This window comes from Haloarcula litorea, from assembly GCF_029338195.1.
Classification (GTDB): domain Archaea; phylum Halobacteriota; class Halobacteria; order Halobacteriales; family Haloarculaceae; genus Haloarcula; species Haloarcula litorea.
Genome location: NZ_CP119779.1, coordinates 2,987,503 through 2,997,690 on the forward strand (window position 1 = coordinate 2,987,503; position 10,188 = coordinate 2,997,690).

The window sequence follows — 10,188 nt, forward strand, 5'->3', positions numbered from 1 at the left end:
TTTTCCCGTCGTGTTCGAGTGGGTGTGACCGATCGGTTCAAGAATTCAACCCGAGACGGCCGATGAAAATAAATGTCTCAAGACACAACGGACGACATAGAACAATGAGTGCCACTCTGCTGCAGGACGACGTCGGGGGCGTCCTGTCGACGGTGTTCGAGACGGCCGACGACACGGTGTACGTCGTCAACCCGGCGCGGGCGACGATCGCCGAACTCGTCACGACGCTCGACGCCGAAGACGACCGACCCGACGTCCGGCTGCTCGCCGACGAACGCGCGCTGAAGGACGTGATGGACGACTTCCTCGTCGCGAGTACGGCGGCAGACCTCGTCGAGGGCGGCGTCCTCCAGATGCGGGTCCTCGGGGACGTGCCGAACCACTCGCTGGTCGTGACCGACGACTCGGTGTACTCGCTGGTCTCGGTCGGCGACGCCGTCGGGGGACTGAGCAGCGACGACGGGGACTTCGTCGACGACGCGAAGGCCTACTACGGGACGACGTGGGAGAGCGCGGACGCCTACAGCCTCCGCACGCCGGCCATCTCCCGGGTGCGGTCGACGCTTGCAGAGGACATCGGCGAGGAGACGGCCGAGGACTTCGACGACGTGCTCGGGTCGCTGGCGACCGCCCGCGGCGACGGCGACGGCCTCGACGAGGTGACGATCAGCCTGCTGGTGGCCGCGAAGAACGGCGAACTCCTCTACGACATCAGCAAGTGGGGCGAGGACGTCGGCCTCGCGAGCAAGGCGACGTTCTCCCGGACGAAGACGAAGCTCGAAGACATGGGTCTCATCGACACGGAGAAGGTGCCCATCGACGTGGGTCGCCCGCGGCTGCGGCTGAAGCTCGGCGACGAGCGCCTCGAAGGCGCGGAGACCGACGAACTGGCGACGGTCGCACAGAGCCTGCTGGCGGCGTAGCGAGGCCGACCGCGGGGGGTTTTTCACCGCGCCACGCGTCCGCCGACGTATGACGACAGTCGAACTCGTGGGGACCGGGCCGGCCGCCGACGCCGTGCGGGCCGCGCTCGCGGAGACGTCGGCAGAGACAGTCGAGCGGGGCGAGCCGCTGCCGGACGACCGGCCGGACCTGAGCGTCGTCGTCGACGGGACGGGGTCCGAGGTGTTCCGGAGAGCCGACCGCAGAGCGGCGGCGACGGCCACGCCGTGGGTCGCGGTCGAACTCGGCGGAGTCGGGGGCGTCCCGGTCACCGAGGCGGCCGTCGCGGGGTTCGCGCCGGGGACGGCCTGCTACGACTGTCTCCGAACGCGGGTCCGAGCGAACGTCGACGAGACGGCGAACCGACCCGAGACGCCCGACGCCGGGACACGGCGGTTCGCCGGTGCGGTCGCGGGCCGGCGGATCGAGCAGGCGCTCACGGGCGAGGGGGCGCTCGCCGGCAGCGTCGTCGAACTGCCCTACACCGAGCGCCGCGTCCTGCCGGTCCCGGGGTGTGACTGCGACGACGGCGGACGCGGCTGGCGACTCCAGGGACGGGCGGCCGATCACGAAGCGGACGCGCTGGCGCGTGCGGAGGGCGGCCTCGACGAGCGGGTCGGGGTCGTCGGCGAGGTCGGCGAGGCGGAGTCGTTCCCGGCTCCGTACTACCTCGCGTCGCTGTCGGACACCGGCGGGTTCAGCGACGCGACGGCGTCCCCGCAGGCTGCCGGCGTCGCCGTCGACTGGGACACCGCGTTTATGAAGGCGCTCGGGGAGAGCTACGAGCGGTACGCCGCCGGCGTCTACCGGACGGCCGACCTGCGGCGAGGGACGGCCGACGACGTCGACGGTGCGGTCTCACCCTCGGCGTTCGTCGCGCCGGACGGGGCCGCCGACGCGGGCGAGCCACTCCACTGGGCTCCGGCGGAACGACTGGAGAAGGGCGAGCAGCGGTGGCTCCCAGCCTCGGTGATCCTCTATCCGCCGCCCGAGCGAGCCGTCAGACCCCCTGTGACGACGGGGCTGGGGCTCGGGAGCACCGAACGCGAGGCCCTGCTGTCCGGGCTGACGGAGGTGATCGAGCGGGACGCCGCGATGCTGTCGTGGTACTCGACGGTCGATCCGCTCGGGATCGCCGTCGAGGACAGCGAGCGGTTCGACACGCTCCGGCGGCGCGCCCGGTCGGAGGACCTCGACGTGACGACGCTGTTACTGACACAGGACGTGGACGTGCCGGTCGTGGCCGTCGCCCTCGAACGCGACGAGTGGCCGCGGTTCGCGCTCGGGTCGGCGGCCGACCTCGACCCCGAGGCGGCGGCCGTCGGCGCGCTCGAAGAGGCCCTCCAGAACTGGATGGAACTGCGCGGGATGGGGCGGGAGGAGGCGGCCGAGGCCGACGGGGCGATCGGCCGCTACGCCCGGGAGCCCGGTCCGGCGACGGCCCTGACCGAGCCAGAGACCACGGTCCCGCTGTCGAGCGTCGGACCCGACTCGGTCCCCGAGGGGGCGGCAGCGCTGTCGGCGCTCGTCGACCGCGCCGTCGAGGCGGGGTTGTCACCGTACGCGACGCGGCTCACGACCCGTGACCTCGAACAGATGGGGTTCGAGGCGGTCCGGGTCTGCTGTCCGACCGCGCAGCCGCTGTTCTTCGGCGACGCCTACTTCGGGGAGCGAGCGCGGCGAGTGCCCGCGGACCTCGGGTACGAGGCGCGTCTCGACCGGCCTCACCACCCCTTCCCCTGAGTGCGGGCGGCTCAGATCCCGAACGTCGCCCGGAGCATATCGCGGGTCCCGGGACCGAGGCCGACCGCCGTGACCGCGACCAGCAGGAGCAACGCGTAGCGCGGACTCTCCTCGATGAACTTCCCGTTGAACAACCAGACGACCAGCGAGGCGACGACGAGCTTCACGAAGAGGAACGGCCAGGAGGTCCCGACAGCCGCGCTGATCCCCGCCGGTTGGAGGCTCTCCGTCACCGCGATGATGAAGGCGTTGGCTGGGTGTTTGGGGTAGTACTGGAGCGGGACGCCCAGCAGGTCGAGCCAGTCGGCGAGGACGACGTTGGCGACGCCGTCGATGGCGTGGCCCCAGATGACCAGCAGGCCGATGTAGCCGGTCCCGTCGTTGACCTCGGGGGCGTACGCCTCGAAGGCCCGGTAGAGCCCGTAGGAGAGCACGGACGCGAGAACCACAGTGGTGACGAGCACCGACGGGTACAGCGTCGAGTACGCCGTCGTCGTGGCGACGAACGTGAGGTACGCGAGCGTTCCGAGGACGAGCGCGCTCCCGATACCGGCCGTCGTCCGGTAGTAGCTGTCGACCACGCCCTCGCGGTCCAGGCGGAGGCAGGCGACGAGCGTCCCCAGCGTCAGGAGGAAGACGGTCCCGTAGATGACGGGGCTGATGATGAGCGAGCTCAGCGGGTACTCGACCAGCGGCGTCGTGCCGGCGTCGATAGCCCGGTCCGTCGCGTCCTCGACGACCCGGAGCGCGCCGCCGAGCAGCATGAACGGGACGAAGGCGTAGTAGAGCTCCGGATCGTCTGCGATCTCGAGTTCGTCCAGCAGGATGTAGACGCCCACCAGCATGTAGACCAGGATGAGCATATAGCCGACCTCCGAGACGATGGTGTAGCCGGGTTCGGCGACGATCGCGCCGCGCTCGACGGCCGCGGCACAGCCCTCGTAGAGCGGCTCGGGGCCGCTGTCCGTCATCACCGCGCAGCTCGCGGACTTCGCGTCGGCGAACACCGGTCCCCAGAAGTAGTGCCAGAGGAACCGATCCCAGGCGAGCCGGGGCACGGCCAGGACGGCCGCCCAGCCCGCGAGGAGGACCCCGACGAAGGAGGCGACCCAGAGCCGACCGGCTCCGTACTCGTCGACCGCCCGCTCGAACGCGTTCATAGCCGCAAGACCGGCGGGCGACGGTTTCAGCGTTCCGGTCGCGTGCGTGAGTGCGGCGGCGGCGGGCGAGCGCCCGCCTCACTCGGTCGCGTCGCGGTCGACCGCGTCGCGTGCGGCTGCCAGCAGCTCGTCGTGGGCCCCGCCGTTGGAGGCGACGAGACTGTCGTCGTCGTGGTGCCAGCGGTCGCCGTCGAGGGACGTGACGGTCCCGCCGGCGGCGCGGACGAGGTGGACGCCGGCGATCGTGTCCCACGGGTCCATCGGGTTCGTACAGATCCCCGCGTCGAGGCCGCCGTCGGCGATCAGCGCCAGCGTCAGCTGGAAGCTCCCGAAGCGGCGGACGTCGCCGAATCGCTCGGTGATGCGGTCGTTGAGGCGGCCGAACTCCGCGCTCTGGTCGCGGAACCACTTGCCGACGGGCGCGACGGCGAACGTCTCGGGGTCGGTCCGATCGCTGACCCGGAGTTCGCTCCCGTCGCGGGTCGCGCTCTCCGGGCCGGCGGCGTAGAGGTCGCCGGCGGCCGGGACGTACGTCGCCGAGCCGACCGGCTCGCCGTCCTGTAGCGCGGTGACGGCGGTCGCCCACGACCTGATGCCCCGGACGTAGTTCGAGGTGCCGTCGATGGGATCGACAACCCACGCGGGCCCGTGGTCCGGCACCGCGTCGACGACCGACGGGTCGCTGTCCCCCGTCTCCGGTCCTCGAAGGGTGTCGGCGTCCTCCTCGAGGACGAACGCGTCGTCGGGAAACTCCGCCCGGATCGTCGAGACGACCTGCCGCTGTGCGTCCCTGTCGGCCTCGGTCACGAGGTCGTTCTTGTCGGCCTTGGTCTCGACGTCGACGTCGCTGCGGAAGTGCTGTCGTGCGACTCCCCCGCCCGCTCTCGCGGCGCGCTCGGCGAGGGCGGCCCGGTGGTGTTCATCGGTCATACACCGGGTTCCTCGCCCCGCCCTCTTACCACCTCGGACTGCGGCGCAGAACTACGGTTGGTCGGTCGCCTCCTCGACGGCGTCGAGGATGGCGTCGGCGATGTCCCGTGCCTCTTCGGGGGTGTACAGTACCTGATTCCCCAGGGACTGCTCGATACGGACGTACTCGTCGTCCGACTCGATGGAGAAGAACGCGGTGTTCTCCAGCGGCGGCACACGGACCCCAGCACCCTCTGATTGCTCGGTCGCCATGTGTGTCATTATCTATCGCTCCGATATAAATGTACGCATAGGCCATAGAACCGCTGTTTCCTCCGAAATGTGAGGAAATTTCTACACGGCGACTGACGGCGGCGAGCGGCCGACCCGGTGACATCGGTGTCAGCACGGAGTGAAGTAGCTCCGGCGCGTAGTCGTCCGTGATGACCGACCACGAACCCACACCCGGTATCCACCACGTCACCTGCATCGCCGGCGACCCGCAGCAGAACCTCGACTTCTGGGTCGAGACCCTGGGCCTCCGGCTGGTCAAGCGCTCGGTCAATCAGGACGACCCCGGGACGTACCACTTCTTCTTCGCCGACGCGGAGGGGACACCCGGGACCAGTATGACCTTCTTCCCGTGGGAGGGAATGTCCCGCGGGAAGGTCGGCTCCGGGCAGGTCTCCCGGACGGCCTTCCGGGTCCCCGAGGGGAGCCTCGACTACTGGACGGACCGCTTCGACGACCACGGGGTCGACTACGACGACCGGATCGAGCGGTTCGGCGAGACCGTCCTGCCGTTCCGGGACCCCGACGGCCTCCCCGTCGAACTGGTCGAGAGCGAGATCCCCGACGACGACCCGACCGTCCCCTGGACGGAGTTCGTCCCCGCGGAACACGCCATCCGCGGGTTCCACTCCGTGACGCTGTGGCTCGCCGACCCCGAACCGACCGAGGACCTCCTGGAGACGATGGGCCTCGAACGAGTCGGTACCGAGCAGTCGCCGGGCGACACTCCCGGCGACGAGCGGACCCGGTTCGGGGCCCCGGGTCCCGTCGGCAAGTACGTCGACGTCCTCCCCACCGTCGAGGGCGGCCGACAGGGCCACGGCACGGTCCACCACGTCGCCTTCCAGACGCCGACCGACGAGGCCCAGGCGGCGATGCGACAGGCCGTCCAGTCGGCCGGCCTGCGCCCCACCCAGCAGATCGACCGCCACTGGTTCCGCTCGGTCTACTTCCGGGAGTTCGGCGGCGTCCTGTTCGAACTCGCCACCAACGGGCCGGGGTACGACAGCGACGAGCAGCTCGACGAACTCGGCGAGCGGCTGGTCCTCCCCGGCGAGTTCGAGGCCCGCCGCGAGGAGATCGAGGCACAGCTCACCGACGTGACCGTGCCCCGATCCGAGACGGCCGAGGCGGACGACTGAGCGCCGCGGCTGTTCGGCGTCCGTCGGTAGGAGTTTGCGAGGGAAGGCCGCTCCACGCACGGCGCTCGCGCGCCGTTCGTTTTCGAGGTCGATGGGCGTCGACCTCGCTATTCGCGGACTTCCGCACTGTTTACGAGGGACCGCTCGGGTCCACAGTGCGAGGGAGGGGATTCGAACCCCTGGACCACCGGAAGGCTCGCTCCGCTCGCCTTCCGAGCCCTCGTTCGCTTCGCTCACGAGGACCCTCCGGGAGCGGATCTTGAGTCCGCCGTCGAGAGATATCTGTCAGAACAATTCGTCGGTAGAAGTTTGCGAGGGAAGGCCGCTCCACGCGGACTTCCGCACTGTTGCGAGGGACCGCTCGGGTCCACAGTGCGAGGGAGGGGATTCGAACCCCTGGACCCCTACGGGAGCGGATCTTGAGTCCGCCGCCGTTTCCAGGCTTGGCTACCCTCGCACGCGTGCTCGCAGGCCGTACCGAGGAGGCTTCGGTACTTAGGTCGTACGGAACCGCCCGGGGGAACGCCTTTGCCGACGGGTGCCGACCTACGGCTATGTCCATCGTCGTTGCGGTCCTGCAGTTCGGGGGTGCGATGCCGCTCATCGCGGGACTGCTCGTGCTGTTCGCCGCCGCCATCGGCGTCTACGCCGTCCGTGACGGGGCCGAGTACCACGACACCGCGTCGCTCGGTGACGACGAGGTGGTGTGTCCGCGCTGCCGGCACGCGACGGACGCGACGGACGCCGTCTGTCCGGAGTGCGGAAAGGAGCTGTAGGGACCGGTGGATTGACCCCCCGGCGGGCCGAACGGTCCCTATGGACGAGCACACGCGGGACGCCTCCGTCGAGGCCCCACCGGGGGACCCGACCGGGTGGCGGGCAGACGGCCAGTGGGAGCACGCCACGCTGCGGCGGGCCGTCGTCCACGGCGTCCGACTGTACAACAGCGGGGCCTTCCACGAGTCACACGACTGCTTCGAGGACGAGTGGTACAACTACGGCCGCGGCTCCACCGAGAGCAAGTTCCTCCACGGGATGGTCCAGGTGGCCGCCGGCGCGTACAAGCACTTCGACTTCGAGGACGACGAGGGGATGCGGTCGCTGTTCCGGACCTCGCTGCAGTACTTCCAGGGCGTGCCCAACGACTACTACGGCGTGGACCTCCTGGACGTGCGCACGAGGGTCGACAACGCGCTGGAGGACCCGACGGCGCTGGAGGGGTGGCAGATCCGACTCGACGGCGGCTACCCGACCGCCGAGGAGGCGGACTTCGCGTTCGCCGAGGAGTTGGACTGACGACCGTCGCCGAATCAAAACCGTTCTTACCCACGAATACGCAAGCTCTGGTAGATGCGAGTCGAGCAACTGGGTGACGGAGAGCCGGAGGTGGCCGTCGTCGGCGCGATCCACGGCGACGAGCCGTGTGGCCGCGACGGTATCGAGGCCGTCCTCGCGGACCCGCCCGATGTCGGGCGGCCGGTCAAGTTCGTCGTCGCCAACGAGGCGGCACTGGCGGCCGGCGAGCGCTACGTCGACGCCGACCTCAACCGCGTGTTCCCCGGCGACGCGAACGGCGAGGCCCACGAGGAGCGGCTGGCGGCCGACCTCGCCGCCGAACTCGCTGGCTGTACCGTGCTGGCGCTGCACTCGACGCAGTCCTACGACGGGCTGTTCGCCCTCGTCGACGAGGTGACGCCGCTGGTCCGGGACGTCTGCCCGCACCTCTCCGTCGACGCCGTCGTGGTCACGAAGGGGGCCAACGAGGGGCGCATCTTCAGCGCCGTCCCGTCGACCGTCGAGGTCGAGTGTGGCTACCAGGGATCGCCGGAGGCGGCGGCGAACGCCGAGCGCGTGATCCGCGAGTTCCTCGCCGTCACCGGCGTCACCGACGACCCGCCGGCGGAGCGGTCGTCGTCGCTCCCGGTGTTCCGGCTCGGCGACCCCATCCCGAAGGCCGCGGCCGACGAGTACGAGGTGTACGCCCGGAACTTCCAGGCGCTGGAGGCGGGCGACCCCATCGCGGCGGCCGACGGGGAGCGGATCTTCGCCGAGACGGACTTCCACCCGATCCTGCTGTCGGCCGAGGGGTACGAGGACGTGTTCGGCTACACCGCCGACCGGATCGGCGTGCTGGAGTAGGGGCTGCCGTCGCGAGCGTGGTGGCGGCCGTCGTCGCGCTATCGGTACTCCGGGTAGTCGTTCCGGTAGCCGACGGCCCGGCCGAGGACGGCCGTCAGCCGGATGCCCGCCAGCTGGAGCCACAGGGGAAGGGACGCGAGGAGTAGCATGTCGTCGTACTCGTCGAGCAACACGGCCAGCCGGAGCGCGTTCAGCGGCATCCCCGAGGGCGTGACGGGGGCCCCGTCCCTGGCGAGCCCGTACGTGACGCGCATAAACTGTTCCGTTCGGAGCCCCGGCGTCACGGACCCCCGGAGGTGGAGAACCGACTCGCCGGCGTTCCAGAAGCGGTGTCGCTCACCGGGGGGAATCACGGCCTCCTCGCCGTCCGTGAGGGTCCGCCGGGTCCCCTCGTGGACCACACCCAGTACCCCCGACGCGACGGCGAGTCGTTCGGTCTGCTCCGGGTGGACGTGTAGCATCGGCCCGTGTGATCCCTCGGCGGCCAGCCACATCTCGAAGACGAGAGGGTCGGTCTCCGGATCGTCCGGTCGCTCGCGGAATCGGACGACCTTGCCGGCCGGCGGACTCGACACGGTGTCGGCGTCAGTCGGGTACGTGCGGCCGAACGGCGGTGCCGCGTCGCTCACGACTCGTCGGGGGCCTCGAACTCGACGAGCGTCAGGTCGCGGTCGAGGAAACAGTAGTCGTGTGGCGGGTCGCCGACGATGCGCTCGATGCGGTACTCCTCGCCGAACTCCGCGCCCTTGGGTTCGCAGTAGGGGTGGCTCGGGCACTCGGTGTGGGGACAGGGGCCGGCGAGCGACGTCTTGCTGCCCGCGTAGGCACCTTTCGTCGGGACGTTGGCGCGGACCGGGGCCGGTTCGACCTCGACAGCCCGGACCCCGCTGTCGTGCATCGCGCAGTCGAGGGTCTGCCCGCTCTCGCGGACGCTCGTGACGCGGTAGCGCCGGCCTTCGGTCAGGTTGAGACACTGGTCGCGGTAGGGGCAGCCGGCACAGCCGCTTGCCTCCCCGTTGTAGACGAACTCCTCGCCCACCTCCGCGAGGCGGGTGCCGACGAGGGTGACGGTGGTCATAGACGACCGTAGGGCGGGGCGGGATGAAAAGGCTCAGGCTCGCCCGGTCAGCCGGTCCAGTTCGTCGAGGTACGCCTCGCGGGGCACCTGGTACAGCGAGCGGTAGTCGACCTCGCCCGCGGCGAAGGCGTTGGCGAGGTCGACCGCACCCCGGACAGCGGCCGCACGGTCGCCGTAGGTCTCCGCGTCCCGCGTCACCTCGGGCTCGACGGACAGCGTCACGTACCAGTCCTCGCCGAGCCGCTCTGCGCCCGGTCGGCGCGTCCGCTTCCCCCGGGTGAGGTAGATCGTCGGGAGGCAGGGTGCCGGGAACTGCTCGCTGTCGAACACGTCGGGGCGGTAGACGAGGACGAGCTTGTCCTCGCTCTCCGACCACACGTCCCAGTCGTCGACGAGGCCGTCGAGCTCCATACCCGCCCGTCGGAACTCCCGGGCCAATACTCCACCGACACGCGCCGCGCTCGGCGGCCGTATATAAATGGACAGCAACTGCCGTGCCGCGTGCTGACACACCTACGCCTCGCCGTGTCCGTGTTCGCTCACCAGATCGGGGTGCGAAGAGCCGGTGGTATATGCCTGTCGGAACAAGATTCATATTGGTGAAGCACTCAACTAATAAATAGTATCGGAAACAGTCACGCACTGTCACCCGTTACCAACAGGGTGGGGGGAGTCCCCGTAGCACCCGCCCGAGAGACATGGTATGTGACGACGACCGGCCCGCTTCGGCGGGTCCCGCGGCCGCCCGCAGGCGTACACGGAGCGACTGTGACGGGAGCCGGCG

General features: G+C 70.0%; 12 protein-coding genes and 1 tRNA gene. 6 read left to right on the forward strand and 7 right to left on the reverse strand.

Features of this window, described 5'->3' with window-relative positions; translation table 11 throughout:
- Positions 1–104: 104 nt before the first annotated feature.
- Complete coding sequence (tbsP, locus tag P0592_RS15950; protein ID WP_276271900.1) at positions 105–923, forward strand: transcriptional regulator TbsP; 819 nt, start codon at positions 105–107, stop codon at positions 921–923.
- A gap of 49 nt (positions 924–972) precedes the next feature.
- Positions 973–2,685: a YcaO-like family protein gene (locus P0592_RS15955; protein ID WP_276271901.1), complete on the forward strand. Its 1,713-nt coding sequence runs from the start codon at positions 973–975 to the stop codon at positions 2,683–2,685.
- Positions 2,686–2,696: 11 nt separating this feature from the next.
- Here P0592_RS15955 and P0592_RS15960 read toward each other — a convergent pair whose 3' ends face one another.
- The 3 genes from P0592_RS15960 to P0592_RS15970 form a co-directional block, all read right to left on the reverse strand.
- Positions 2,697–3,845 (reverse strand): DUF63 family protein, encoded by a 1,149-nt coding sequence (locus P0592_RS15960; protein WP_276271902.1) that lies wholly within the window; start codon positions 3,843–3,845, stop codon positions 2,697–2,699.
- Between the two features lie 78 nt (positions 3,846–3,923).
- Complete coding sequence (locus P0592_RS15965) at positions 3,924–4,775, reverse strand: inositol monophosphatase family protein (protein ID WP_276271903.1); 852 nt, start codon at positions 4,773–4,775, stop codon at positions 3,924–3,926.
- Between the two features lie 51 nt (positions 4,776–4,826).
- The gene (locus P0592_RS15970; RefSeq protein ID WP_276271904.1) at positions 4,827–5,027 is read right to left on the reverse strand and encodes a hypothetical protein; all 201 of its coding nucleotides are present in this window, start codon (positions 5,025–5,027) and stop codon (positions 4,827–4,829) included.
- A 170-nt stretch (positions 5,028–5,197) separates the two neighbouring features.
- Here P0592_RS15970 and P0592_RS15975 point away from each other — a divergent pair, with 170 nt between their 5' ends.
- Positions 5,198–6,187: a VOC family protein gene (locus P0592_RS15975; RefSeq protein ID WP_276271905.1), complete on the forward strand. Its 990-nt coding sequence runs from the start codon at positions 5,198–5,200 to the stop codon at positions 6,185–6,187.
- A 373-nt stretch (positions 6,188–6,560) separates the two neighbouring features.
- Here the strand turns inward: P0592_RS15975 and P0592_RS15980 are convergent.
- A tRNA-Leu gene (locus P0592_RS15980) sits at positions 6,561–6,644 on the reverse strand.
- Between the two features lie 97 nt (positions 6,645–6,741).
- Here P0592_RS15980 and P0592_RS15985 point away from each other — a divergent pair.
- The 3 genes from P0592_RS15985 to P0592_RS15995 are packed head-to-tail and all read left to right on the forward strand — an operon-like array spanning position 6,742 to position 8,326.
- Positions 6,742–6,963, forward strand: coding sequence for a hypothetical protein (locus P0592_RS15985; protein ID WP_276271906.1), 222 nt, complete (start codon positions 6,742–6,744; stop codon positions 6,961–6,963).
- A 40-nt stretch (positions 6,964–7,003) separates the two neighbouring features.
- Positions 7,004–7,483: a DUF309 domain-containing protein gene (locus P0592_RS15990; protein ID WP_276271907.1), complete on the forward strand. Its 480-nt coding sequence runs from the start codon at positions 7,004–7,006 to the stop codon at positions 7,481–7,483.
- 54 nt (positions 7,484–7,537) lie between these two features.
- Positions 7,538–8,326, forward strand: coding sequence for a M14 family metallopeptidase (locus tag P0592_RS15995; RefSeq protein ID WP_276271908.1), 789 nt, complete (start codon positions 7,538–7,540; stop codon positions 8,324–8,326).
- 38 nt (positions 8,327–8,364) lie between these two features.
- Here P0592_RS15995 and P0592_RS16000 read toward each other — a convergent pair whose 3' ends face one another.
- The 3 genes from P0592_RS16000 to P0592_RS16010 are packed head-to-tail and all read right to left on the reverse strand — an operon-like array spanning position 8,365 to position 9,815.
- Complete coding sequence (locus P0592_RS16000; protein WP_276271909.1) at positions 8,365–8,955, reverse strand: cupin domain-containing protein; 591 nt, start codon at positions 8,953–8,955, stop codon at positions 8,365–8,367.
- Positions 8,952–9,404 carry a UPF0179 family protein gene (locus P0592_RS16005; RefSeq protein WP_276271910.1) on the reverse strand — a complete coding sequence of 151 codons (453 nt, stop codon included), beginning with the start codon at positions 9,402–9,404 and terminating at the stop codon, positions 8,952–8,954. The genes P0592_RS16000 and P0592_RS16005 overlap by 4 nt, the downstream gene beginning before the upstream one ends.
- 33 nt (positions 9,405–9,437) lie before the next feature.
- A complete protein-coding gene (locus tag P0592_RS16010) occupies positions 9,438–9,815 on the reverse strand; it encodes a DUF5820 family protein (RefSeq protein ID WP_276271911.1) in 378 nt (125 codons plus the stop codon).
- Between the last annotated feature and the right edge of the window lie 373 nt (positions 9,816–10,188).